The sequence below is a fragment of the Streptomyces solicamelliae genome (assembly GCF_045348655.1).
Lineage (GTDB): Bacteria > Actinomycetota > Actinomycetes > Streptomycetales > Streptomycetaceae > Streptomyces > Streptomyces solicamelliae.
The window spans coordinates 3,640,511-3,664,714 of the sequence record NZ_CP160404.1 but is presented as its reverse complement, the minus strand read 5'-3'; the positions used below and the strand labels follow the sequence as shown (position 1 = coordinate 3,664,714).

Genomic DNA, 24,204 nt, shown 5'->3' with positions numbered 1-24,204 from the left:
GGCGGCGGAGAGTGGAGACCATGCCCTCCGACGAATCCGCCGACGAACGCCGCGCCATCGAGCTGCTGACCCGCGTGACGTACGGCCGGGTCGCCACCAGCATGCGGGCGCTGCCCTTCGTCGCCCCCGCCCGGCACGTCGTGCACGACGGCCGGCTCGTGCTCCGGCTGCACCGCTGCCTCGGCTACCACGAGGCCTGCGACGGCAGCGTCGTCGCGTACGAGGCGGACAACCTCGGCTCCGGCGCCGAGGACGTCTGGTCGGTCCAGTTCACCGGGACCGCGGCGCTCGTCGAGCCCACCCAGGCCCAGCTCGCGGCCTTCGGACCGCCGCCGACGGCGACCGACGGGGCGCCCCTGGAGACGGTCTATCTGTGCGTCGAGCCGCAGTTCGCGACCGTGCATCTGCTCGACGAGCTCCCGGCCCCCGGGCCCGTCCGGAGCGCGACGGAACCACCACTCCGAGTGATCTAACATCTGACGGGTGCCGCGCTCATCTGCAACACTGGCTCCTGCTCCTCCTGTACCCGCACGTGTACCCGTACCTGCCCCACGGGCGTCCACGCCCCTTGCTCCGCACCCCCTGGCTCCGCCCGTCGACGCGCTCCTGCGCCGCTACCCGGACGCCGGCGAACCGCTCTCCTGCGTCCCCCTCACCCAGGGCCTGCTCAACCGCGGCTACCGGCTCGCCACCACCCGCGGCGCGTACTTCCTCAAGCAGCACCTGGACGCCCCCACCGCCGACCGGGACACCATCACCCGCCAGCACCGGGCCACCCAGCGCCTGCACGACCTCGGCCTGCCCGTCGCCCCGCCGCTCGCCGACTCCGCCGGCCGCACCGTCGCCGTCATCGACGACCGCTGCTACGCCCTGCACCCCTGGGTCGAGGGCCGGCACCGCGACGGCGCCCAGCTCACCACCGCCGGCTCGCGCCGCCTCGGCGCCCTGCTCGGCCACGTCCACACCTGCCTGGCCCAGGTGATGGAGGCCCCGCCGGCCGGCGGCGCGTACGAGAGCGCCGACCCTGCGCGCACCGTCGAGGCCGTCGACGAGCTGCTCCGGCTGGCCCGCGCCCACCGCCCGCGCGACGGCTTCGACGAGCTCGCCGAGCACCGGCTGGCCGAACGCCGGACCCTGCTCGCCGAGCACGCCCACCGCCGGCCCCCGCCGGCCTCGGCGGGCGGCTGGGTGCACGGCGACTTCCATCCGCTGAACGTGCTCTACCGGGGCACCGAGCCGGCCGCGATCGTCGACTGGGACCGGCTCGGCGTCCAGCCGCGGGCCGAGGAGGCCGTCCGGGCCGCCGCGATCTTCTTCGTCCAGCCCACCGGCCGGCTCGCGCTGGCGAAGGTACGGGCCTACGCGCGGGCCTACCGGAGCGCCGCCGACGCGGACGCGGCCGAACTCGCCGCCGCGGTGCACCGGGTGTGGTGGGAGCGGCTCAACGACTTCTGGATACTGCGCTGGCGCTACCGGCTGGACGACCGCAGGGCCGACCCGCAGTTTCCCGCGGTGTCGGCCCTGGCGGTGTGGTGGACGGACGAGTACGAGGCGGTGCGCGACGCCTTCACGAGTTGACCTACGCGCTCCGCATGGTGACGGAGGCTCAGCCCGTGGCGCCCGTCGAGCTGGTGTCGCCGGACGTGCCCGGCCCGCCCGGCTGGCCCGTGCTGCCCGTCGTCGTACCGGTGTTGGTGCCGCCGTCGGCGCCGTCCGTCGGCTCCGTGGGGTTCGTCGGCTCGTCGGTGGGCTCGCCCGTGCCGCCCGCGTCGGTGGTGCCCTCGGTGGTGCCCGGCTCGTCGGTCGGGGACGGCTCGCCCGTCGGCGACTGCGTGAAGCTGGGCCGCGGCGGCGGCACGTACGTCGGCGAGTTCCAGGTGCCCTGGTCGCCGCCCGTCGAGGTGTCCGGCTCGTCCTCGTCGTCGGTCTGCTCCTCCGACGGCGACGGGGAGGTCTGCGGCGTGGACGGGGCCGTGGTGGCGGGCGGGTTGTCCGTCGTGCCGCCGCCCTTGTCGTTCGCCTTGTCGATCGCGTACACGACGCCGGCCACGATCGCGATCAGTGCGAACGCGACGAACAGCAGCACCTTGCCGCGGCCACCGCCGTTGTTGCCGCCGTGCGCGCCGTAGCCGCCGGTGTCGTACCCGCCGACGCCACCGTCATGCGGGTTGGGCGGCGGCAGGATCTGGCCCTGCTGCGAGGTGTCGCCGTGCACCGGGTGACCGAACGCCGCCGTGGCGGCCGTGCCGCCGCTCGGGGTGCGCGGGCCCTCGTGCATCGCGACCGGGCCGGTGTTCCACCCGCCCGTGTGACCGCCCTGCTGCTGGAGCATCTGCAGGCCGTACTGGATGAGCCCGCGCATCTCCTCGGCGCTCTGGAACCGGTCGTCCGGGTCCTTCGCGAGCGAGCGCATGACCAGGCCGTCGAGCTCCGGCGGCGCGCCGTCGGCGACCTCGGACGGCGGGATCGGCATGTCCTGCACGTGCTGGTAGACCACCGACAGCGGGGTCTCGCCGGTGAACGGCGGCCGCGACGCGAGGAGTTCGTAGAGCAGACAGCCCGTGGCGTACAGGTCGGAGCGGTGGTCGACGGCCTTGCCGAGCGCCTGCTCCGGGGAGAGGTACTGCGGCGTGCCCATGACCATGCCGGTCTGCGTCATCGTCGTGGACGCGCCGTGCAGGGCGCGGGCGATGCCGAAGTCCATCACCTTCACCGCGCCGTTGTTGGTGATGATGACGTTGGCCGGCTTGATGTCGCGGTGCACGATGCCGTGCTGGTGCGAGTACGCCAGCGCCTCCAGGACGCCGGAGACGATGATGAGCGCCTGCTCGGGGCCGGGGGCCTCGGCGCTGATCAGCAGGTCGCGGATGGTGCGGCCCTCGACCAGCTCCATCACGATGTACGGCACGGGCTGGCCGTTCACCACGTCCTCGCCGGAGTCGTACACGGCGACGATCGCATGGTGGTTGAGGCCCGCGACGGACTGTGCCTCGCGGGTGAACCGGGCCTTGGAGACCGGGTCTTCGGCGAGGTCGGCGCGGAGCAGCTTGACGGCGACGGTGCGGCCGAGCCGGACGTCCTCCGCCGCGAACACCTCGGCCATGCCGCCGCGTCCGAGACGGTGCGTCAGCCGGTAGCGGCCGTCACCGACCAGACCGCCGACGCCCCATGACTCCGCGGCGGCGTCCGACACTCCGTTGCCGCCTGCTTCGGGTTCGGGTGCCATCAGTCCTCGCCGTCGTGTGTTGCCGTGTGTCGCCGTGACGTTCTCTGTCCCGTCACGCTACAGGCTTCGTCGGACATCACAGTCCGAGATTGACCGGTCATCCAACCGCCTCCGCGTACACCGATGCAAATTCCGTGCCGTTCCGGTAACGCTTCCGAGACGCTTCTTGTGCTGAGTGTCACGGAACGGGCACCCGGCTTGACGTGTCCGAGCCCTCGGGCAGACTTGGCCAGTAAATTCCGGATCATCGCAGCCACGCGCGCGCGTACGGGGGAGTCAGAAATGAGCCAGGACGGCGCACAGGGGCGCTACGCGGGCGGTTCGGTGGCCAACGGCCGCTACCAGCTCCGCGACCTGCTCGGCGAGGGCGGAATGGCGTCGGTGTACCTGGCGTACGACTCCGCGCTGGACCGGCAGGTCGCCATCAAGACCCTTCACACCGAACTCGGTCGGGAACAGTCGTTCCGCGAAAGGTTTCGGCGCGAGGCGCAGGCTGTTGCCAAGTTGTCGCACACCAACATCGTCTCGGTCTTCGACACGGGTGAGGACGCCCTCGACGGGGCGCTGATGCCGTACATCGTCATGGAGTACGTGGAGGGCCAGCCGCTCGGCTCGGTGCTCGCCGCGGACGTCCGTGAACACGGCGCGATGCCGGCCGACAAGGCGCTGAAGGTCACCGCGGACGTGCTGGCCGCGCTCGAGACCAGCCACGAGATGGGCCTGGTCCACCGCGACATCAAGCCCGGCAACGTGATGATGACCAAGCGCGGCGTGGTCAAGGTCATGGACTTCGGCATCGCGCGCGCCATGCAGTCCGGCGTCACCTCGATGACGCAGACCGGCATGGTCGTCGGCACCCCGCAGTACCTCTCGCCCGAGCAGGCCCTGGGACGCGGCGTCGACGCGCGTTCGGACCTGTATTCGGTCGGCATCATGCTCTTCCAGCTGCTGACGGGCCGGCTGCCATTCGACGCGGACTCGCCGCTGGCGATCGCGTACGCGCACGTCCAGGAGGAGCCGGTCGCGCCGTCCTCCGTCAACCGTTCGGTGACGCCGGCGATGGACGCGCTGGTCGCCCGCGCGCTGAAGAAGAACCCGAACGAGCGCTTCCCGAGCGCGGCGGCGATGCGCGACGAGTGCCTGCGGGTGCTGTCCGCGGGCCAGACCGGCGCGCCGATGATCGTCGCGGGCGGCCCGGTGGCCAGCGGCTCGGGCGTCGGCTCGGCGGTGTTCCCGCCGGTCGGCCAGCAGACCCCGGCGCCGCAGAGCGTCCAGCAGCCGTACCAGGCGCCGCACACCCCGCAGCCCGGACCGTACGGCCCGCCGACGCCCGCCCCGGCCCCGTCGTACGGCTACCCGCAGCAGGCCCCGACCCCGCCGCCGGCGTACCCGTCCCCGCAGCCGTACCAGACGGCCCCGACGCCCGCCGCGAGCGGCGGCGGAGCCGTCGTCAGCGGCGGCGGGAAGAACATGCCGGTGATCATCGGCTCGATCGTGGTGGCCCTGGTCGCCATCGGCGGCGTGATCACGGCCATCCAGCTGGCCGACGACGAGGACCCGGGCGGCACCGGCGGCACGACGGGCGGCCAGAGCGCCCCGCCGGTCGCGGGTCACAAGGGCCCGGACCTGAGCAAGACGATCGACACCAAGGAGTGCACCGAGCCGACCGAGTCGAGCGACGACCCGGAGAAGTTCGAGCTGCCCGACTTCCGCTACAAGAACATCCAGTCGGTGAAGGCGTGTGTGCAGGCCGCCGGCTGGAAGATCATGAAGCAGCAGCCGGTCGACGAGAACGCGTACGGCGAGGGCACGGTGCTCGGCCAGTACCCGCCGGCCGACACCGAGGTGAAGAAGGAGGAGGTCGAGCTGACGCTCGAGGTCTCCACCGGCAACCCGGCGCAGTAATCCCGTCGCCCGGACGATTTCGTCCGGGATGCCGGGTCCGTCCCGTTATGTGACGCTGAGTCGAACGACTCGGCGGCTCGGTACGGGAGGGGGTCACGCGGTGACTCCAGCACTCCGCGGGGCGCGGACCTGGGCGGTCTGCGGGCCTCTGGTGGCGGGTTCGCTGCTCGCGGCCGCCGCCGCGCCGTCCGCGTACGCGGAGCGGGGGCCGTACGGGCACGGACACGGACGCGGGTACGGGTACGGGCAGCAGGGGCGGGTGTACGCGCCGGGGTCCGCCGCGCCCGCACCCGTCGAGGAGCCGTCGTGGCTGCCCGAGGGCCGGCCCGGCCGGCCGGCGCACCACGGGCCGTCGGCGGTGCCGTCCGTCGTGCCGTCCACCGCTCCCTCCGCCGTACCTTCGGTCGTGACTTCCCCGGCGCCGTCCGCCGTACCCGTCGAGGCGTCCGCGGCCGCCGTCGAGCCCGAGCCCGCCGCGTCGCTGGCCGGGCGGCCCGCCGGGGCGGGTCGGGAACGGCCGGGACGGCCGACGGGCGAGAAGAGCGTCGCGCCGAGCCCGTCGCACACCGGGACCGCGCCGGAGGCGGAGCCGCCCGCCGAGGAGGAGACGGAGCGCGAGGAGGTACTCGGGGAGGAGTCCGCCCCCGCGTCGTCCTCCCCCGCCGCCACCCCTGCCGCGGCCGTCCGGCTGCCCGGCCCGCACACCGCCGTCGACGCCGCCGACCAGCAGATTCCCGTCCTGACACTGGGCGTCGGGCTCGCTCTCGTCGGGCTCGGGATCGGCTTCTTCGGGGTCCGGATGCGGCGGCACTGAAGCCCCGTCCGTCCCCCTCCGGAACCTCCGTCCTCCTTGAGACGGACACGCCGGTTCCCTCTCAGGTCGCTTGTGGGTGCGCCGACATACTCGGTATACATACTGAGTATGTCGATCCGCCACGGGCTCCTCGCCCTCCTCGAACGCGGCCCGCGCTACGGGTCCCAGCTCCGCACGGAGTTCGAGTCCCGCACCGGCCAGACCTGGCCGCTCAACGTCGGGCAGGTCTACACGACCCTGAACCGCCTGGAGCGCGACGGACTGGTCGCGCAGGGCGGCGAGGACGACGCCGGGCACGCGCTCTGGACGATCACCGAGGCGGGCCGGGACGAGCTGCGGACCTGGTACGAGCGGCCCGTCGACCGGACCAGCCCGGCCCGTGACGAGCTGGCCATCAAGCTCGCCATGGCCGTCGGCGCACCCGGCGTCGACATCCGGGCCGTCATCCAGTCGCAGCGCCGGCACACCGTGAAGGCGATGCAGGACTACACCCGGCTCAAGCGCCAGGCCGTCGAGGCCGTGGAGCGCGGCGGGCCGGGGGAGCGGAACGACGTCGCCTGGCTGCTGGTCCTGGAGCAGCTGATCTTCCAGACAGAGGCCGAGGCACGCTGGCTGGACCACTGCGAGGCCCGGCTGATCCGCCTGTCCCACACCGCGGCGAAGGACCCGGGTCCCGGGCCGGGCTCCGAACCTCCGGACCCCGGCCCGACGGCCTCCCGTCCCGGCACCGCCGCGCCCACCGCCCGCGGAACGGCCTGACCCGCTCCGTCCCCGGTCCCGCGCCCAGGCCGTCCCGACCACGCGGCCCCGGCCGGGCCACCGCCCCGACCGCACGACCGCCGCCCCGACCGCACGGCCGCGTACCGGCCGCCGTCCCGATCACGCAGCCCCACGACCGGCCGCCACGCCCGACCCACGCGGCCCCAGCGCCGTACCGCCAACCGTTCCGTACGGCGGCCACCGCTCCGTACGTCTCAGCCGCCGCGTACCGGCGCCCCAGCCCGTACGCCCGAGGGGGGAACCTTCCCATGTCCGCAACCACGCCCGACCGCTCACCGCAGCCCGTGCTGCAACTGCAGAACCTGGCCCGGGTCCACGGCTCGGGGGCCACCGAGGTGCACGCCCTGCGCGGCATCGACCTCGACGTCCACGCCGGCGAACTCGTCGCCGTCATGGGACCGTCGGGCTCCGGCAAGTCCACGCTGCTCACCATCGCCGGCGGCCTGGACGCCCCCACCTCCGGCCGGGTGCTGGTCGAGGGCCAGGACATCACCACCGCCGACCGCAAGCAGCTCGCCGCCCTGCGCCGCCGCAGCATCGGCTACGTCTTCCAGGACTACAACCTGATCCCGGCGCTCACCGCCGCCGAGAACATCTCCCTGCCCCGCGAGCTCGACGGCGTCTCCGCCCGCAAGGCCCGCGTCGAGGCGGTCGCCGCGCTGGAGGAGATGGAGCTCGCGCACCTCGCCGACCGGTTCCCCGACGAGATGTCCGGCGGCCAGCAGCAGCGGATCGCCCTCGCCCGCGCCCTGGTCGGCGACCGCCGCCTGGTGCTCGCCGACGAGCCGACCGGCGCGCTCGACTCCGAGACCGGGGAGGCCGTCCTCGCCCTGCTGCGCAGCCGCTGCGACGCCGGAGCCGCCGGCGTCCTGGTGACCCACGAGCCGCGGTTCGCCGCCTGGGCCGACCGCGTGGTCTTCCTGCGCGACGGCGCGGTCGTCGACCAGACCGTGCGCAGCGAGGCCGACTCGCTCCTGAGCGAGCGGGCGGGCCGGCCGTGACGACCTGGTTCCACTCCTGGCGCGCCGCGATCCGCATCGCCCGCCGCGACGCCTGGCGTTCCAAGGGACGCAGCCTGCTCGTCCTGTCCATGATCGCTCTGCCGATCCTCGGCGTCAGCGCTGCCGACCTGACCCTGCGCAGCGCCGACCTGTCCACCGAGGAGTCACTGGCCCGCTCCATCGGCGCCGCCGACGCCCGCTTCATGGGATCCGGATACGGCGGGGTGCCGATCTACCAGGACCCCAAGGGTGAGACGAGCGCTCCGGTGCAGGACGAGGAGGACACGGTCCACTCGTCCGGTCCGACGCCCGACGCGGGGAAGCTCCCCGCCGTGTTCCCGGCCGGCGCCGCGACCCTGTCCGACAGCACCGGCACCGCCAAGCTCACCACAGCCCACGGGCTGCTGCAGGCGGAGGTCCGGGAGCTCAGGGCGAGTGACCCGATGACCCGCGGGATGCTCACCCTGCTCGACGGCCACTACCCGCAGCGGGCCGACGAACTCGCCGTCACCGAACGCTTCCTGGAGGACAGCGGCCTGAAGGTCGGCTCGTCCCTCACCGCCCGCGGCTTCGACCGTACGTACCGGATCGTCGGCGTGTACGAGCTGCCGGGCGAGCTGACGGCCCACCAGGTCAACGCCCTGCCGGGCGCGTTCCTCGCCCCGTACGCCAAGACGGCCGAGAAGGCCGGGCTGCAGAAGGTCGACGTCGCCACCTCCTACCTGGTCAAGGCGTCCGGTGGTTTCACGTGGAACACGGTCAAGAAGGCCAACGAGAAGGGCGTCGTGGTCGTCTCCCGGGCCGTCCTGCTCGATCCGCCGGCCCGTTCCGAGATCCCGCTCTACCAGAAGGACGGCTGGACCCCGTACGAGGAGAGCCTGGGCGCCCAGGCCGCGGTGCTCGCGGTCGTCGCCACCGTCGTCGGCCTGGCGATGCTGGAGATCTGTCTGCTGGCCGGCCCCGCGTTCGCGGTCGGCGCCCGGCGCTCGCGCCGGCAGCTCGGCCTGGTCGGCGCCAACGGCGGCGACCGGCGACACATCCGCGCCATCGTGCTCTCCGGCGGTCTGGTCATCGGCGCGGCCGCGGCCGTCGTCGGCACGGGCCTGGGCCTGGTGCTCACGTACGCCCTGCAGCCCGTCCTGGAGGGCTACATCGGCAGGCGGTTCGGCAGCTTCGACATCCGCCCGCTGGAGCTCCTCGGTATCGCCCTGCTCGCTGTCCTGACCGGCCTGTTCGCGGCGATCGTGCCCGCGATCACCTCCTCGCGGCAGTCCGTGCTGGCCTCGCTCACCGGCCGCCGCGGTGTGCGCCGCAGCAACCGTGTGCTGCCGCTGGTCGGCCTCGGCGCGGTGCTCGTCGGCGCGGCGATCGCCCTGTACGGCGCGGTCGTCTCCGACCACTTCGCCGTCGTCGCCTTCGGCAGCGCCGTCGCCGAGCTGGGCGTGGTCGCCATGACCCCGGCGCTCGTCGGACTGTTCGGCCGCACCGGCCGCTGGCTGCCGCTCTCCCCGCGCCTCGCGCTGCGGGACGCGGTGCGCAACCGGGGCCGTACGGCGCCCGCCGTGGCCGCCGTGCTCGCCGCGGTCGCCGGTACCGTCGCCGTCGCCACGTACTCGGCCGGCGTGGAGGAGCAGCGTCGCGCCGAGTACCACCCGGCGCTGCCGTACGGCGCGGTCTCCGTGTCCGTCCCCGAGGAGGGCGGCCGGGACGCCCCGGCGGCCCGCGAGGCCGTGCAGCGCCTGATGCCCGTGGACGTGCGCGCGGACCTCGCCCGCGTCGCGGTCGGCCGGGCCGGCTGCTCGATGTACGACGCGGGCGACGGCTGCGGCCGCTCCGAGGTCGTCACCCCCAAGGCCAACGAGTGCCCGCTGTGGATCTCGACCAAGGAGAACCCGGACCCCCTGCAGCGGCTCAGCCGCGAGGAGGCGTCCAAGCTCGCCAAGGACTGGCGCTGCAAGATGTACGACGAGTACGGCATCAACGTCGACGGCGGGCTGGCCGTCGGTGACGCCGCCGTGCTGAAGGTCCTCGGCATCAAGGACCCGGCCGCCGCCGAGGCACTGGCCGCGGGCAAGATCGTCTCCTTCCGCAAGCCCCTGGTCGACGCCTCGGGCGAGGTCGGCATCCGGCTGGTCACCGACACCGAGGCGGCCGACCGGGCGCGGGAGGACGGCACGGAGATCCCGGGCAAGGTCGTCTCCCTGCCCGCCCACCTCGTCGACGGCGGGCGCAGCTACGGGATCACAGCGCTCGTCAGCCCGGCGACCGCCAAGGCCGCCGGACTGCCCACGGTCCCGCTCGGCGCCGTGTTCAGCACCGAGCGGATCCCCGACTCCGAGCAGCGCCAGAAGCTCGACGCGGAACTCGCCAAGCTCGGCGGCTCCCCCGACCTCCGCGTGGAGGTGGGCTACGAGAACGAGAGCAGCATCGTGATGCTGGCCCTGATGGTGTTCGCCGGCCTCGTCACCATCGGCGCCGCGGGTATCGCCACCGGGCTGGCCCAGGCCGACGCCGAGGCCGATCTGAAGACCCTCGCCGCGGTCGGCGCGCCCCCGCGGGTCCGCCGCACCCTGAGCGGTTTCCAGTGCGGGGTGGTGGCGGCCATGGGCGTCGTCCTCGGCTCCGCGGCGGGTGTGCTGCCGGCGATCGGCCTGCGGCTCGCCGAGGCCCGCCAGCAGCAGGGGTGGTACGAGCAGGCCCTCGCGGAGAACCCCGCGGGCGCCGCCCTGGTCGGCTCGCCGCCGTACGTGCCGATCGTCGTGCCGTGGGAGACGCTCGGGGCCCTGCTGATCCTCGTGCCGCTCGGCGCGGCGGTCCTGGCGGCCCTGGTCACCCGCTCGCGCGGCGCACTGGCCCGGCGCGCGGCCACCTGACGGGCGCTGTCGGCCCTCCCGCGCCCCCATCGGTGCGACTGGGCCCCCGGAGGAGGGTGGATCACCCTCCTCCGGGGGCACACCGAGTGGTGACGTCGGTGTGCGAGAGAATGGCGGCATGGAGATGCCGAGGAGTGAACGGTCGTCGCAGGAGAGCCCCCACATCCTGGTCGTGGGCCAGGACGGAACGGCGATCGGCGGCGCGGACGACGAGTCGCGCGAGGTTCCCGTGACAGACATGGTCGAACAACCGGCAAAGGTCATGCGGATCGGCAGCATGATCAAGCAGCTCCTTGAGGAAGTCCGCGCGGCTCCTCTGGACGAGGCGAGCCGGGTCAGGCTCAAGGACATCCACGCAAGCTCCGTGAAGGAGCTGGAGGACGGGCTCGCGCCCGAACTCGTCGAGGAACTGGAGCGGCTCTCCCTGCCGTTCACCGACGAGGCGATCCCCTCGGAGGCGGAACTGCGGATCGCGCAGGCCCAGTTGGTGGGCTGGCTGGAGGGTCTGTTCCACGGCATCCAGACCGCGCTGTTCGCCCAGCAGATGGCCGCCCGCGCCCAGTTGGAGCAGATGCGCCGGGCCCTTCCGCCGGGCTCTCCGGTGGACGACGAGGAGCGCGGCCACGGCGGCGCGCGCTCGGGTCCGTACCTGTAGGGGGCGGGCCTGTCAGGCGGCCGTACCTGGTGGAAGGGGCGGGCCTGTAGCGGGCCGGACCCTCAAGGGCCGACCCGCAAGGGGCTCTGCCGGTAAGGCACATGGCGCATGCGGAAGGCCCGGCACCTGGTGGTGCCGGGCCCTTCTCGTGTCAGACCGCCTGCGGGGCGAGCAGCAGCACCTTGCCGACATGGCTGCCGGAGTCGAGCGCCCGGTGGCCCTCGGCGGCCTCCTCCATCGGCACCGTCGTGTGGATCACCGGACGGACCGTGCCCGCGGAGATCAGCGGCCAGACGTGCTCGCGCACCGCGGCCACGATGGCCGCCTTCTCGTGCAGCGGACGGCTGCGCAGGGTCGTCGCCGTGATCGCGGCCCGCTTGCCGAGGAGTGCGGCCAGGTTCAACTCGCCCTTCACACCGCCCTGGAGGCCGATGATCGCGAGCCGGCCGTTGACCGCGAGCGCCTGCACGTTGCGCTCCAGGTACTTCGCGCCGACGATGTCGAGGATCACGTCCGCGCCCGCGCCGTCGGTGGCCTTGCTCAGCTCCTCGACGAAGTCCTGCCGCCGGTAGTCGATGAGGATGTCCGCGCCCAGCTCGGCGCAGCGCTCCAGCTTCTCCGGGCCGCCCGCGGTGACCGCGACCTTCGCGCCGACGGCCTTGGCCAGCTGGATCGCCGTGGTGCCGATGCCGCTCGCGCCGCCGTGCACGAGCAGCGTCTCGCCCGGCCGCAGATGGGCGATCATGAACACGTTGGACCAGACCGTGCAGACCGCCTCGGGCAGCGCCGCCGCCGTCACCAGGTCCACGCCCTCCGGCACGGGCAGCAGCTGCCCGACGGGGACGACGACCTTCTCCGCGTACCCGCCGCCGACCAGCAGCGCGCACACCTCGTCGCCGACGGACCAGCCGGACACCCCCGGGCCGAGGGCCGCGATCCGGCCGGAGCACTCCAGGCCGGGGTAGCGGGACGAGCCGGGCGGGGGGTCGTAGAAGCCCTGACGCTGCAGCAGGTCGGCACGGTTGACCGCGCTCGCCACCACCTCGACGAGCACCTCGCCCTCGGCGGGCACGGGTTCGGGGACCTCGGCCCAGACGAGGGCCTCGGGGCCGCCGGGTTCCGGAATCGTGATCGCATGCATGTCGGCGAGGCTACTCCGGGGACGGGGTGGTCAGCGGGGCGACGGGAGCGGCCCGCACGATGGTGATCACGCGGTCCGTCAGCTCCAGGGGGCTGGCCTTCGGATCGTCGTAGCTCAGCAGCCGGTGCCCGCGGAGCACGCTGACCACCAGGTCGTCGGTGTCCCGGACGCTCTTGCCCGCCTCGGCCTTGGTGACCGGCCGCTCGACCAGGTCGAGGCCCGAGCCCTGCTGGATGAGGTCCTCCATGACCGTGCCCGCGCTGGGGCTGAGCACCGACAGACCGAGCAGCCGGCCGGCGGCGCTGGCGCTGGTGATCACCGCGTCCGCGCCGGACTGGCGCAGCAGCGGCGCGTTCTCCTCCTCGCGGACCGCGGCGACGATCTTCGCCCCGCGGTTGAGCTGGCGGGCCGTCAGCGTGACCAGTACGGCGGTGTCGTCGCGCTGGGTGGCGATGACGATCTGACGGGCCCTCTGCACCTCGGCCCGGAGCAGCACATCGCTGCGGGTGGCGTCTCCTATGACGCCGACGAACCCGTCCGCGTTGGCCGCGTCGATGACCTTGCTCGACGGGTCGACGACGACGATGTGGTCCTTGGCCAGTCCGGTCGCGCAGAGCGTCTGGATCGCGGAGCGCCCCTTGGTGCCGAAGCCGACGATGACGGTGTGGTCGCGCAACTGGGTCCTCCAGCGGTTCAGCCGCCATTCCTCCCGGGTCCGCTCGGTGAGAACCTCGAGAGTCGTGCCGACCAGGATGATCAGGAACAACACGCGCAAGGGCGTGATCAGCAGGATGTTGGTGAGCCGGGCGCTGTCGCTGTGCGGGACGATGTCGCCATAACCCGTGGTGGAGAGGGTCACCGTCGAGTAGTAGGCCGCGTCAAGGAAGTCGACCGTGTCGTCGGCGTTGTCGTGATAGCCCTCGCGGTCGAGGTACACGATCATCACCGTCAGCAGGAGCACGCCGAGGGCCATCAGCAGCCGCTTGGCGACCTGGCGCAGCGGCTTGTCGACGATCCGGCGGGGCAGCTTCACCCGGGCGTTCTCGTCGGCCCGGCGGGCCATGGCGTCCTGTCCGGGAAGTTTCACGTGAAACACGCTCCTGTGGGCGCGCTGCCCGCCACGGCCGACAGCGCCATCGGCGCCGACCAGGGCAGATCGAGTACGTCGAGGGTGTCACCGGCGCGTGCGCCGCCCGGCGGGACCACGGCCATGCCGTCCGCGGCGGCGATGCCGCGGAGCATGGCGGGCCCGTTGTAGTGCAGCGGTACGAGGTGGTCGCCGCGGTGGACGACGGGGACGAGCCGGGTGTCGTGCGGATGCCCCTGCACCTCGTCGCGCACGGGTCCCCGGTACGGCTCCGCGGCCGGACGGCCGGACCGGGCGCGCAGCAGCGGCTCGGCGAGCGTGAGCAGTCCGGAGACGGCCGCCAGCGGATTGCCGGGCAGCCCGACGAGATGGCGGCCGCCGGCCAGGCGGGCCAGCAGCATCGGATGCCCCGGGCGCACCGACACCCCGTCCACCAGGAGTTCCGCACCGGCCTTGGCCAGGACGGGGTGGACATGGTCGACGGGGCCGGCGGCGGTACCGCCGGTCGTGATCACCAGGTCCGCGGCGGAGCCGGTGACGGCGGTGTACAGGGCGTCGGCGTCGTCGCCGATGCGGCGGGTGCCGAGGACGTCGGTGCCGAGGGCCTGCAGCCAGGGGCCGAGCAGGGGGCCGAGGGCGTCACGGATCAGGCCCTCGTGGGGGAGACCCGAGGTGAGCAGCTCGTCGCCGAGGACCAGGACCTCGACGGTGGGGCGGGGCAGGACGAGCAGCTCGTCGTACCCGGCGGCCGCGGCCAGCCCGAGCACGGCGGGGGTGACCAGCGCGCCGGCGGGCAGCAGCGGATCGCCGGTCCGGCACTCCTGGCCGCGCGGGCGGATGTCCTGGCCCGGGACGACCTCGCGCTCGGCGTGCAGCCGGCCGCCCGTGCCGGTGCGGGCGTGCTCGCTGCGGATCACGGCGGTGGCCCCGGACGGGATCCGGGCGCCGGTGGCAATGCGTACGGCGGTGCCGTCGCCGAGGGCGGCGGCGCGGGCGTGTCCGGCGAGGACCGCGCCGTCCTCGTCGATCCGCCAGGGGCCGGGGCCGGCGACGGCCCAGCCGTCCATGGCGGAGGTGTCGAAGGACGGCAGGTCGGTGAGCGCGGCCAGCGTCCCGCCGAGGAGGCGGCCGAGCGCCGCGTCGAGGGGGACCGGCTCGGGCGCCGGCCGTCCGGATCCTCCGGCCCGCCGCGCCGTCTCCCTGGCCTCGGGCCAGGGGGTGGCGTGGTGGCGGTGGGGACGCGGCGCGGCCGGGTCCCGGTCCGGGGGCGGGCTCGTGGCCGGGGCCGGGGCCTGGAGGGCGAGGGCGTCGTCGAGCGCGCCGGAGAGGCCGTCGCCCGTACCGGCGGGGCCGCCGATGCCCGCGGGGTCGCCCGTACCGGCGGGGCCGGGCGTGCGCGCGCCGCCGTTCCCGTCCGTCGTGCCCGCCGGGTCGGCGCCGGGGGCGGAGGTCGGCGGGGTCATCCGGCCTCGTCCTGCGCCGCCTCCGCGGCCCAGCGCTCGGCGAGCGCGGCCGCCTTGCGGGCCGCCTCGGCGACGGCCTCGGGGCCGCCGTTCGCCTGCGCCGCCGCGTATCCGACCAGGAAGGTGGTCAGCGGGGCGGCGGGCCGGGCCACCCCGTGGGCGGCGTCGCGCGCCAGGTCGAGCAGGACGCCGGTGTCGACGTCGAGTTCGATGCCCAGTTCGGCCTTGACTGCGGTGATCCATTCGTCCAGCACGTTCCCATGCTCCCTGATCCGTGCCCGGGCCGCGGCGAGGTCCTCCCAGGTGTCGCAGTCGAAGGAGGCCAGGGGGTCCGCGGCGATCCGGGCGGTCCGGAGCCCCTGGGTGAGCCGTCGCAGCGACAGGCCCGCGAGCCCGCCGTGCTCCTCGCCGACCGCCGCGAGCCGACGCCGTACCGGTGCGCTCCGGTACGCCGCCACCAGCGGCTGGTCGCGCCCGTCGGCGTCGACGGCGAGCACCACGTCGGCCGCCGTGTCGCCCGCGAGGGCGTCCACCAGCCGGCGGACCATGGCCTCGCCGAGGAACGGCAGGTCGGCGGAGAGCACCAGCACGACGTCGGCGGAGGTCTGCCGCAGCCCGGCGTCGAGCGCGGCCAGCGGGCCGCCGCCGGGCGGCTCCTCGCGCGCCCACGCCACCGGCCGGACGGTCGGGCGCGGATCGCCGACGACGACGGTCCGCCCCGCGGTCCGGCATCCGTCGAGCACGCGGTCGAGCAGCGCGCGCCCGCCGACGCTCAGCGCGGGCTTGTCCGCCCCGCCGAGCCGCGTGGCGGCGCCCCCGGCGAGCAGAACGGCGTCAAACGAGATCGTCACCCCAGCAGTATGGTCCGCGCCCATGACGACGCCCGGACCGAGGCAGGGGAAGAGCCTCGGCCCGGGCGTCCGGGTGGTGTCGGCCGGGCGGAACGGCCGGCGGGATCAGAGCGTGCGGAGCAGTACCGCCGGGTTCTCCACGCAGTCCGCGACGTAGCGCAGGAAGCCGCCGGCCGTGCCGCCGTCGCAGACCCGGTGGTCGAACGTGAGCGACAGCTGGACGACCTGACGGACCGCCAACTCGCCCTGGTGCACCCACGGCTTGGGGACGATCCGGCCCACGCCGAGCATCGCGGCCTCGGGGTGGTTGATGATCGGCGTGGAACCGTCCACCCCGAACACCCCGTAGTTGTTCAGCGTGAACGTGCCGCCGGTGAGGTCCGCCGGGGTCAGCGTGCCCTGCCGGGCGGACTCGGTGAGCCGGGCGAACTCGGCCGTCAGCGATTCCGCCGACCGGGTGTGCGCGTCGCGGACGACCGGCACGACCAGACCGCGGTCGGTCTGCGCGGCGAAGCCGAGGTGCACGGACGGCAGCCGGACGATCTCCTTCGCCTCCGTGTCCACGGTCGAGTTCAGCTCCGGGAACCGGGCGAGCCCGGCCGCGCAGATCCGGGCCAGCAGCGCGAGCACGGAGATCTTCGGGGCGCCCACCGCATTCATGGCGGCGCGGGCGGCCATCAGCTCCGTGGCGTCCGCGTCGACCCAGGTCGTCGCGTCGGGGATCTCGGTACGGCTGCGGGACAGCTTGGCCGCGACCGCGCCCCGGACTCCGCGCAGCGGCACCCTCTCCCAGCCTTCGGCCGGGGGTGCCCCCATCGCGCTTCGCTCCCCGACGGCCGTGACCGACGTGGCAGGCGCGGCGTACGCAGCCGGCGCGGCCTGCTGAGCGGCGGGAACGGCCGCAGGGGCCTCCGCCTCACGGACCGCGCGTTCCACGTCGGCCCGCAGGATCAGCCCGTCGGGGCCCGAGCCGCGCAGCGCCCGCAGGTCCAGGCCCTTCTCCCGGGCCACCTTGCGCACCAGCGGCGAGATGACCGGCACCGGACCGTCGACGACGGCGGGCACGACGGCCACGGGGGCCGCGGCCGGAGCGGCCGGGGCCGCCGGGCTCTCCCGCCGGACCCGGCGGCGCCGGGCCGCGGGGCCCGCCGTGCCGTACCCGACCAGCACGTTCCCGGAGTACTCCGAGGACTCCGCGTCCTTCGCCTCGGCCTTCGGAGCCGCAGCGGATGCGGGCGCGCCGGACGCGGGCGCCGCGGACTCCCCCACGGCGACCGTCAGCAGCGGTGCGCCGACCGGGAGTTCGGTTCCCTCCTCGCCGAACCGGGCGGTGACCACACCGCCGTACGGACAGGGCACCTCGACCATCGCCTTGGCCGTCTCGACCTCGACGACCGGCTGGTCGATGGCGACCACGTCGCCGACGTTCACCAGCCAGCGGACGATCTCCGCCTCGGTCAGTCCCTCACCGAGGTCGGGCAGCTTGAACTCGAGCACCTGGGCCATCAGCTCTCCGCCTCCCACTGCAGCCGCGCCACCGCGTCGAGGACCCGGTCCACGCCCGGCAGGTGGTGCCGCTCCAGCATCGGCGGCGGGTACGGGATGTCGAAGCCGGCGACCCGCAGCACGGGGGCCTCCAGGTGGTGGAAGCAGCGCTCGGTCACCCGGGCGGCTATCTCCCCGCCGGGGCCGCCGAAGCCGGTCGACTCGTGGACGACCACGGCCCGGCCGGTACGCCGCACGGACGCGCAGACCGTCTCGTCGTCGAACGGCACGAGCGAGCGCAGGTCCACGACCTCCAGGTCCCAGCCCTCCGCCTGCGCCGCCTCGGCCGCCTCCAGGCAGACCGGCACGGACGGGCCGTAGGTGATCAGGGTGGCGCTGGTGCCGGGACGGCGCACGACCGCCTTGCCGATCGGCTCGACCGCGGCCGGGGACTCCGGCGACCAGTCGGACTTCGACCAGTAGAGCCGCTTGGGCTCCAGGAAGATCACCGGGTCGTCGGAGGCGATCGCCGCCCGCAGCATGCCGTACGCGTCCTCGACCGTGGCCGGGGTGACGACGTGCAGGCCGGGGGTGGCCATGTAGTACGCCTCGGAGGAGTCGCTGTGGTGCTCGACGCCGCCGATGCCGCCGCCGTACGGCACGCGCACCACCAGCGGCATCGGCATCGCGCCGCGGGTCCGGTTGCGCATCCGGGAGACATGGCTGATCAGCTGCTCGAACGCCGGGTAGGCGAACGCGTCGAACTGCATCTCGACGACCGGCCGCAGCCCGTACATCGCCATGCCGACCGCGGTGCCGAGGATGCCGGCCTCCGCGAGCGGGGTGTCGGTGACGCGGTCCTCGCCGAACTCCTTCTGCAGCCCGTCGGTGACCCGGAAGACACCGCCGAGCGTGCCGACGTCCTCGCCGAGCACGTGCACCGTCGGGTCCTCGGCCATCGCGTCGCGCATGGCGCGCTGCAGCGCCTGCGCCATGGTGGCCGGGCGCGGCTTCGCCGCCACCGTCTTCGCCACCGTCGTCGCCCTCGTCATCACGCCTCGCTCTCGGCGTCGAGCTCGGCACGCAGCTGCGCCGCCTGCTCGCGCAGCTGTGCGGTCTGCTCCGCGTACACATGGGCGAACAGGTCCATCGGGTCGAGCACCGGGTCCGCGTTCATCCGCTCGCGCAGCTGCGCCGCCATCGTCTCGGCGGACTCGGCCGCCTCCCGCACGCCGTCCTCGTCGAGCACTCCGCGCTCCGTCAGGTCCCGCTCCAGAATCCGGATCGGATCGTGCGCCCGCCATGCCTCGACCTCGCTCTCCCCGCGGTAGCGGGTGGCGTCGTCGGCGTTGGTGTGGGCGTCGATCCGGTAGGTGACGGCCTCCACGAGGGTCGGGCCGCCGCCGCGCCGGGCACGGGCCACCGCCTCGGTGAGCACCTGGTGCACCGCCACGGCGTCGTTGCCGTCGACCAGCCGGCCCGGCATGCCGTAACCGACGGCCTTGTGGGCCAGGGAGGGGGCCGCGGTCTGCTTGGCGAGCGGCACGGAGATGGCGAAGCCGTTGTTCTGCACGAGGAAGACCACGGGGGCCTGCCAGACGGCCGCGAAGTTCAGCGCCTCGTGGAAGTCGCCCTCGCTGGTGCCGCCGTCGCCGACCATGGCCAGCGCGACGACGTCGTCGCCCTTCAGACGGGCGGCGTGCGCCAGGCCCACGGCGTGCGGCAGCTGGGTGGCCAGCGGCGTGCTCAGCGGGGCTATGCGGTACTCCCGCGGGTCGTAGCCGGTGTGCCAGTCGCCGCGCAGCAGCGTCAGGGCCTGCACGGGGTCGAGCCCGCGGGCCACGGCGGCGAGGGTGTCGCGGTACGACGGGAAGAGCCAGTCCTGCTCCTGCAGGGCCAGCGCGGCCGCGACCTCGCTGGCCTCCTGGCCGGTGGTGGAGGGGTAGACGGCGAGCCGGCCCTGCTTGGTGAGGGCGGTGGCCTGCGCGTTGTACCGGCGGCCGCGCACCAGCTCGGCGTACAGCCGGCGCAGCAGCTCGGGGTCGGCGTCGGCCATCGCGTCCGTGCCGATCACCCGGAAGGGCGAGGCGTCGGGCAGCAGCGGCGCGGGGTCGGTGCGCGGCTGCCAGGCGGGCGGCGGGGTGGGCCGGTACGCGACGGCGGCGGGCGGCGCTTGGACTGTCGAACTGCGCTGTTGCAACGAGTCCACCTCCTCGTGGGAGCGGGCACTAGACCCGATGGCGGGGGGCGCGAATGTGGCGCGCCTCACCTACCGATTGTTCGGTCGTGGACGCATTTTGGCTACAGGCGGCCCGAGCCTGTGGACAATCGGTTCTCCACAGCCTGGGATAGGAGCAGGTCGTCCATGCGAGGGAGGCGGGGGGACATGGTGGATGAACAAATGGCCGACGGCGGGGACGAGGCGCCCGCACCGCGCCCGCTGGACTCGGTCGACAAGGCGATTCTGCGCATCCTGCAGACGGACGGTCGCGCCTCGATACGCTCGGTGGCCGAACGGGTACACGTCTCCCGGGCCAACGCCTACGCGCGGATCAACCGGCTGATCGACGACGGGGTGATCCGCGGTTTCAGCGCGCGGCTCAACCACGAACGGGCCGGCCACGGCGCGTCCGCGTACATCACCCTCAAGATCGTCCAGAACTCCTGGCGCACCGTGCGCGAACAGCTCCAGGCCCTGCCGGGTGCCACGCACATCGCCCTGGTCAGCGGGGATTTCGACGTGCTGCTGCTGGTGCACACGCCGGACAACAGGACGCTGCGCGAGCTCGTCCTGACGCGGATCCAGGCCATCCCGGAGGTGCTGTCCACCCGGACCCTGCTGGTCTTCGAGGAGACGGACCTGGACCCCGACGGGCCTTAGGGCCCCGCCGGGGTCGTACACATGCGCTCAGCGCGCCGTACGCAGCCCGTCGAAGGCCAGATGCACCACGGTGTCGGCGAGCTGCGCGCGGTCCGCCTCGCCGCTCGGCCCCGGATGCGGCCGGTACCACTCCACCAGCGAGTTCACCATGCCGAACAGCAGCCGGGTGGCGAGCCGTATGTCCACGTCGGCCCGCAGGTCCCCGTCGGCGACGGCCGCCTTCAGCAGCTCCGCCACCCGCTGGTCGAACTCACGCCGCCGCTCCAGCGCCCACCGCTCGGTCGAGGTGTTGCCGCGCACCCGCAGCAGCAGCGTCACGTACGGCAGCTCCGCGGTCAGCACCTCGACCGTCCGCCGCGTCACGTACTCGACCCGCTCCAGGGCCGTGCCCCGCTGCGCCCCGGACTCGTCCAGGATCGCGAACAGCCCGTCGAGCGCCCGGCTCACCGCCCGCCGCAGCAGCTCCTCCTTGCCGGACACATGGTGGTAGATCGAGGACTTGGAGATGCCGGCGGCCTTGGACAGGTGCTCCATGGAGGTGCCGTCGTAGCCGCGCTCGTTGAAGACCCGGACGGCCACCGAGAGCAGCGTCTCCGGGGTGTAGGTGTCGCGCTTCGCCGTCGTCACGGTCACTCGCCCCCCTCGGCGTACGCCCGGCGCAGCAGCGCCAGGGAGGGCGTGTAGCGGCTGCCGGGCATCCGCTCGTCGAGGTTCTCGAGCAGGTCGTGCGCCCAGCCGAAGCGGAGCCGGCGGCCCCATTCGACGGGCCCGAGCGGATAGCTGACGCCCAGCCGCATCGCGGTGTCGATGTCCTCGGCGGAGGCGACGCCCTTCGCGAGGGCGTCGGCGGCGAGGTCGACCAGCATCGCCACGGTGCGGGCGACGATCATGCCGGGGACGTCCTTGATGACGCTGACCTTCTTGCCGAGCGCCTGGAACAGGCCTATCGACTCGCGCAGCGTCTCCCAGGAGGTGTCCTCCGAGGCCGACAGCGCGATCCGGGTCGCCTTGCGGTAGTCGAGCGCCAGGTCGAAGTAGACGACGTCGCGGAACTCGATCGAGGTCTGGCCGTCCGCGAGCACCAGCTGGCCGCCGCTCGGCAGCACGAAGCGGGTGCCGTGGTCCTCCTCGGTCTCGCGGACCGTGATCCCGGCCTCGCGGACCATCGCGATCAGCTCCCCGGCCGGCCCCAGATCGCCCTCGACGGTGATCTCCGCGGGCGGCTCGGTCACCGGGGCGGTGTGCGGCTCGGGGGCCGCGGCGCCCTCCGCGTAGGAGTACCAGCCCCGGCCCGACTTGCGGCCGAGCCGGCCCGACTCGACCAGCCGGCGCTGGGCGAGCGAGGGGACGAACTTCGGGTCCTGGAAGAACGACTCCCAGACCGAGCGGGTGACCGCCTCGTTCACGTCCTGGCCGATCAGGTCGGTCAGCTCGAACGGGCCCATCCTGAAGCCGCCGCACTCGCGCAGCACCGCGTCGATGGTGGCCGGGTCGGCGCCGCGCTCCTCGTACACCGCGAACGCCTCGGCGTAGAAGGGCCGGGCGATCCGGTTGACGAGGAAGCCGGGGGTGTCGGCGCAGCGCACCGGGGTCTTGCCCCAGGCCTTCGCCGTCTCGTACGCGGCCTCGGCCACGGCCTCGGCCGTGGCGTGCCCGCTGACCACCTCGACCAGCGGGAGCAGCGGCGCCGGGTTGAAGAAGTGCAGCCCGACGAAGCGCTCCGGCAGCCGCAGCGCCCCGGCGACGGCCGTGACGGAGAGCGAGGAGGTGTTGGTGGCGAGCAGACAGTCGTCTCCGACGACCTTCTCCAGCGCGGCGAAGAGCTCCTGCTTGACGTCCAGACGCTCGACCACGGCCTCGACGACGAGGGCGCTGTCGGCCAGCTCGGCGAGCTGCTCGGCCGGATACAGGCGCGCGACGGCGGCATCGCGCGCCGCCTCGTCCATCCGGCCCTTCTCGACCAGACGGTCCAGCCGGGCGGCGATCGCCCGGACGGCGGACTCGGCCACCCCGGGAACGGTGTCGTGGAGCCGGACCGGATGGCCCGCGACCAGCGCGACCTGGGCGATGCCCTGGCCCATGGTGCCGGCGCCGACGACGGAGACGGTTCGGCTGTGCTCGATGGCGGTCATGTCGGTGATCCTCCCCTACCGGGTCATCCACAGGTTCTGCGGACCCCCTTGAACCGACCGATCGTTCGGTTACTCTAACTCTGTCCGTGCTTTTCTGCCCAGCGACTCCGTCCGCAGGTTCCTGCCCACCCGTCTCCCACCACCACCCGTTGAGGAGCGCTTCGCGCGCCCATTCAATCGAGCTCACCGAGGAGTTGGTCCTTGATGGCCGCCGCTCAGCTGACCACCGACACCCTGGCCGACAGGCACCGGCCGACGCTCGACCAGGCGCTCGACACGATCCGCACCCGCGCCTACTGGTCCCCGCACCCCGAGCACCCCAAGGCCTACGGGGAGAACGGCTCGCTGAACGCCGCCGACGGCCTCGCCGCGTACCGGGACCTGCTCGACGGCCGCTTCGAGCTCGACCAGCCCGGCACGGACGGCTGGACCGGTGGCGAGATCTCGCCGTACGGCCCCGTCCTCGGCATCGAGTACCCCCACGCCGACATCGACGTGCTGCTCCCCGCCATGCGCGCCGGCATGACCGCCTGGCGCGAGGCCGGCCCCGAGACCCGCGCCCTGGTCTGCATGGAGATCCTCGCCCGGATCTCCGCCCGCACCCACGAGTTCGCGCACGCGGTCATGCACACCAGCGGCCAGGCGTTCATGATGGCGTTCCAGGCCGGCGGCCCGCACGCCCAGGACCGCGGCCTGGAGGCCGTGGCCTACGCGTACGCCGAGCAGACCCGCACCCCGTCCGGCGACGCCGCCTGGTCCAAGCCGCAGGGCAAGAAGGACCCGCTGGAGCTGACCAAGCAGTTCACCCCGGTCGCCCGCGGCATCGCCCTGATGATCGGCTGCAACACCTTCCCGACCTGGAACGGCTACCCGGGCCTGTTCGCCTCCCTCGCGACCGGCAACCCGGTCCTGGTCAAGCCGCACCCGCAGGCCGTCCTGCCGCTGGCGCTCACCGTGCGGGTCGCCCGCGAGGTGCTCGCCGAGGCCGGCTTCGACCCGAACCTGGTCGCGCTGGCCGTCGAGCGGCCCGGCGAGGGCATCGCCAAGACGCTGGCCGTCCGCCCCGAGATCAAGATCATCGACTACACGGGCTCGACCGCCTTCGGCGACTGGCTGGAGGAGAACGCCCGGCAGGCCCAGGTCTACACGGAGAAGGCCGGCGTCAACACCGTCGTCGTCGACTCCACCGACGACTACAAGGGGATGCTCTCCAACCTGGCCTTCTCGCTCTCGCTCTACAGCGGCCAGATGTGCACCACCCCGCAGAACCTGCTGATCCCGCGCGACGGCATCACCACCGACGCGGGCCCCAAGTCGTACGACGAGGTGACCGCGGACCTCGCGGCCGCGGTCGGCGGGCTGCTCGGCGACGACGCCCGGGCCAACGCGCTGCTCGGCGCCCTGGTCAACCCCGATGTGAAGGCCCGCCTGGAGGCGGCCGCGGGGCTCGGCGAGGTCGCCCTGGAGTCCCGCGAGGTGGAGAACCCGGACTTCCCCGGCGCCGTCGTCCGCACCCCGGTGATCGTGAAGCTGGACGGCAACAAGCCGGAGGCGCAGGCCGCGTACTTCTCCGAGTGCTTCGGCCCGGTCTCCTTCGCGGTCCGCGTCGACTCCACCGGCGACGCGCTGGAGCTGCTGCGGCGCACGGTCCGTGAGAAGGGCGCGATGACCGTCGGCGCGTACACGACGTCCCCGGACGTCGAGCGGGCCGTCGAGGAGGTCTGCCTGGACGAGTCGGCCCAGCTCTCGCTCAACCTGACCGGCGGCGTCTTCGTCAACCAGACCGCGGCGTTCTCCGACTTCCACGGCTCCGGCGGCAACCCGGCCGCCAACGCGGCCCTGTGCGACGGCGCGTTCGTCGCCAACCGCTTCCGGGTCGTCGAGGTCCGCCGCCAGGCCTGACGGCCCGC

At 73.7% G+C, this 24,204-nt stretch carries 20 protein-coding genes; 10 read left to right on the top strand and 10 right to left on the bottom strand.

Going from position 1 to position 24,204, the window contains the following annotated elements:
* Positions 1-20: 20 nt before the first annotated feature.
* Positions 21-473, top strand: a complete 453-nt coding sequence (locus ABZO31_RS17005) for a pyridoxamine 5'-phosphate oxidase family protein (protein WP_406862073.1) — start codon at positions 21-23, stop codon at positions 471-473.
* Positions 474-582: 109 nt separating this feature from the next.
* Entirely contained in the window at positions 583-1,578 is a 996-nt protein-coding gene (locus ABZO31_RS17000) for a phosphotransferase (RefSeq protein ID WP_406865379.1), read from the top strand.
* Between the two features lie 28 nt (positions 1,579-1,606).
* On the opposite strand, the gene ABZO31_RS16995 is transcribed toward ABZO31_RS17000, so the two are convergent.
* A complete protein-coding gene (locus ABZO31_RS16995) occupies positions 1,607-3,226 on the bottom strand; it encodes a protein kinase domain-containing protein (protein WP_406862072.1) in 1,620 nt (539 codons plus the stop codon).
* A 282-nt stretch (positions 3,227-3,508) separates the two neighbouring features.
* On the opposite strand from ABZO31_RS16995, the gene ABZO31_RS16990 reads away from it, so the two are divergent.
* The 6 genes from ABZO31_RS16990 (at position 3,509) to ABZO31_RS16965 (ending at position 11,254) form a co-directional block, all read left to right on the top strand.
* Positions 3,509-5,131 (top strand): protein kinase domain-containing protein, encoded by a 1,623-nt coding sequence (locus tag ABZO31_RS16990; RefSeq protein ID WP_406862071.1) that lies wholly within the window; start codon positions 3,509-3,511, stop codon positions 5,129-5,131.
* 100 nt (positions 5,132-5,231) lie between these two features.
* A complete protein-coding gene (locus ABZO31_RS16985; protein ID WP_406862070.1) occupies positions 5,232-5,945 on the top strand; it encodes a hypothetical protein in 714 nt (237 codons plus the stop codon).
* 108 nt (positions 5,946-6,053) lie between these two features.
* Positions 6,054-6,704: a PadR family transcriptional regulator gene (locus tag ABZO31_RS16980; protein WP_406862069.1), complete on the top strand. Its 651-nt coding sequence runs from the start codon at positions 6,054-6,056 to the stop codon at positions 6,702-6,704.
* A 269-nt stretch (positions 6,705-6,973) separates the two neighbouring features.
* The gene (locus ABZO31_RS16975; protein ID WP_406862068.1) at positions 6,974-7,726 is read left to right on the top strand and encodes an ABC transporter ATP-binding protein; all 753 of its coding nucleotides are present in this window, start codon (positions 6,974-6,976) and stop codon (positions 7,724-7,726) included.
* Positions 7,723-10,599 carry an ABC transporter permease gene (locus ABZO31_RS16970; protein ID WP_406862067.1) on the top strand — a complete coding sequence of 959 codons (2,877 nt, stop codon included), beginning with the start codon at positions 7,723-7,725 and terminating at the stop codon, positions 10,597-10,599. Before ABZO31_RS16975 ends, ABZO31_RS16970 begins: the two co-directional genes overlap by 4 nt.
* Positions 10,600-10,717: 118 nt before the next feature.
* Positions 10,718-11,254, top strand: coding sequence for a bacterial proteasome activator family protein (locus ABZO31_RS16965; protein ID WP_406862066.1), 537 nt, complete (start codon positions 10,718-10,720; stop codon positions 11,252-11,254).
* 151 nt (positions 11,255-11,405) lie between these two features.
* Here ABZO31_RS16965 and ABZO31_RS16960 read toward each other — a convergent pair whose 3' ends face one another.
* From ABZO31_RS16960 to pdhA, 7 genes are all read right to left on the bottom strand, one after another.
* Positions 11,406-12,395, bottom strand: a complete 990-nt coding sequence (locus ABZO31_RS16960; protein ID WP_406862065.1) for an NAD(P)H-quinone oxidoreductase — start codon at positions 12,393-12,395, stop codon at positions 11,406-11,408.
* 10 nt (positions 12,396-12,405) lie between these two features.
* Entirely contained in the window at positions 12,406-13,458 is a 1,053-nt protein-coding gene (locus ABZO31_RS16955) for a potassium channel family protein (RefSeq protein WP_406865378.1), read from the bottom strand.
* A gap of 20 nt (positions 13,459-13,478) precedes the next feature.
* On the bottom strand, positions 13,479-14,945 hold the full coding sequence (locus ABZO31_RS16950) for a molybdopterin molybdotransferase MoeA (protein ID WP_406862064.1): 1,467 nt from the start codon (positions 14,943-14,945) through the stop codon (positions 13,479-13,481).
* Entirely contained in the window at positions 14,942-15,820 is an 879-nt protein-coding gene (locus ABZO31_RS16945) for an NTP transferase domain-containing protein (RefSeq protein ID WP_406862063.1), read from the bottom strand. The genes ABZO31_RS16950 and ABZO31_RS16945 overlap by 4 nt, the downstream gene beginning before the upstream one ends.
* A gap of 81 nt (positions 15,821-15,901) precedes the next feature.
* Positions 15,902-17,302: a dihydrolipoamide acetyltransferase family protein gene (locus ABZO31_RS16940; RefSeq protein WP_406862062.1), complete on the bottom strand. Its 1,401-nt coding sequence runs from the start codon at positions 17,300-17,302 to the stop codon at positions 15,902-15,904.
* The gene (locus ABZO31_RS16935) at positions 17,302-18,333 is read right to left on the bottom strand and encodes an alpha-ketoacid dehydrogenase subunit beta (protein WP_406862061.1); all 1,032 of its coding nucleotides are present in this window, start codon (positions 18,331-18,333) and stop codon (positions 17,302-17,304) included. Before ABZO31_RS16935 ends, ABZO31_RS16940 begins: the two co-directional genes overlap by 1 nt.
* Positions 18,333-19,490, bottom strand: coding sequence for a pyruvate dehydrogenase (acetyl-transferring) E1 component subunit alpha (gene pdhA / locus ABZO31_RS16930; protein WP_406862060.1), 1,158 nt, complete (start codon positions 19,488-19,490; stop codon positions 18,333-18,335). Before pdhA ends, ABZO31_RS16935 begins: the two co-directional genes overlap by 1 nt.
* A 192-nt stretch (positions 19,491-19,682) precedes the next feature.
* Between pdhA and ABZO31_RS16925 the strand changes: the two genes are divergently transcribed.
* On the top strand, positions 19,683-20,162 hold the full coding sequence (locus tag ABZO31_RS16925; protein ID WP_406865377.1) for an Lrp/AsnC family transcriptional regulator: 480 nt from the start codon (positions 19,683-19,685) through the stop codon (positions 20,160-20,162).
* Between the two features lie 27 nt (positions 20,163-20,189).
* Here the strand turns inward: ABZO31_RS16925 and ABZO31_RS16920 are convergent, their stop codons facing one another.
* A complete protein-coding gene (locus ABZO31_RS16920; RefSeq protein WP_406862059.1) occupies positions 20,190-20,789 on the bottom strand; it encodes a TetR/AcrR family transcriptional regulator in 600 nt (199 codons plus the stop codon).
* A 2-nt stretch (positions 20,790-20,791) separates the two neighbouring features.
* Entirely contained in the window at positions 20,792-22,294 is a 1,503-nt protein-coding gene (locus ABZO31_RS16915; RefSeq protein ID WP_406862058.1) for a 3-hydroxyacyl-CoA dehydrogenase, read from the bottom strand.
* Between the two features lie 204 nt (positions 22,295-22,498).
* Between ABZO31_RS16915 and paaN the strand changes: the two genes are divergently transcribed.
* A complete protein-coding gene (gene paaN, locus ABZO31_RS16910) occupies positions 22,499-24,196 on the top strand; it encodes a phenylacetic acid degradation protein PaaN (RefSeq protein ID WP_406862057.1) in 1,698 nt (565 codons plus the stop codon).
* Positions 24,197-24,204 lie beyond the last annotated feature (8 nt).

Coding starts and splice junctions, on each gene's coding strand:
- ABZO31_RS16975 (WP_406862068.1), top strand. CDS start 6,974: ATGTCCGCAACCACGCCCGACCGCTCACCGCAGCCCGTGCTGCAACTG.
- paaN (WP_406862057.1), top strand. CDS start 22,499: ATGGCCGCCGCTCAGCTGACCACCGACACCCTGGCCGACAGGCACCGG.
- ABZO31_RS17005 (WP_406862073.1), top strand. CDS start 21: ATGCCCTCCGACGAATCCGCCGACGAACGCCGCGCCATCGAGCTGCTG.
- ABZO31_RS16965 (WP_406862066.1), top strand. CDS start 10,718: ATGGAGATGCCGAGGAGTGAACGGTCGTCGCAGGAGAGCCCCCACATC.
- ABZO31_RS16935 (WP_406862061.1), bottom strand. CDS start 18,333: ATGACGAGGGCGACGACGGTGGCGAAGACGGTGGCGGCGAAGCCGCGC.
- ABZO31_RS16960 (WP_406862065.1), bottom strand. CDS start 12,395: ATGCATGCGATCACGATTCCGGAACCCGGCGGCCCCGAGGCCCTCGTC.
- ABZO31_RS16925 (WP_406865377.1), top strand. CDS start 19,683: ATGGCCGACGGCGGGGACGAGGCGCCCGCACCGCGCCCGCTGGACTCG.
- ABZO31_RS16955 (WP_406865378.1), bottom strand. CDS start 13,458: ATGGCCCGCCGGGCCGACGAGAACGCCCGGGTGAAGCTGCCCCGCCGG.
- ABZO31_RS16980 (WP_406862069.1), top strand. CDS start 6,054: ATGTCGATCCGCCACGGGCTCCTCGCCCTCCTCGAACGCGGCCCGCGC.
- ABZO31_RS16915 (WP_406862058.1), bottom strand. CDS start 22,294: ATGACCGCCATCGAGCACAGCCGAACCGTCTCCGTCGTCGGCGCCGGC.
- ABZO31_RS16940 (WP_406862062.1), bottom strand. CDS start 17,302: ATGGCCCAGGTGCTCGAGTTCAAGCTGCCCGACCTCGGTGAGGGACTG.
- ABZO31_RS16950 (WP_406862064.1), bottom strand. CDS start 14,945: ATGACCCCGCCGACCTCCGCCCCCGGCGCCGACCCGGCGGGCACGACG.
- ABZO31_RS16990 (WP_406862071.1), top strand. CDS start 3,509: ATGAGCCAGGACGGCGCACAGGGGCGCTACGCGGGCGGTTCGGTGGCC.
- ABZO31_RS16995 (WP_406862072.1), bottom strand. CDS start 3,226: ATGGCACCCGAACCCGAAGCAGGCGGCAACGGAGTGTCGGACGCCGCC.
- ABZO31_RS16945 (WP_406862063.1), bottom strand. CDS start 15,820: ATGGGCGCGGACCATACTGCTGGGGTGACGATCTCGTTTGACGCCGTT.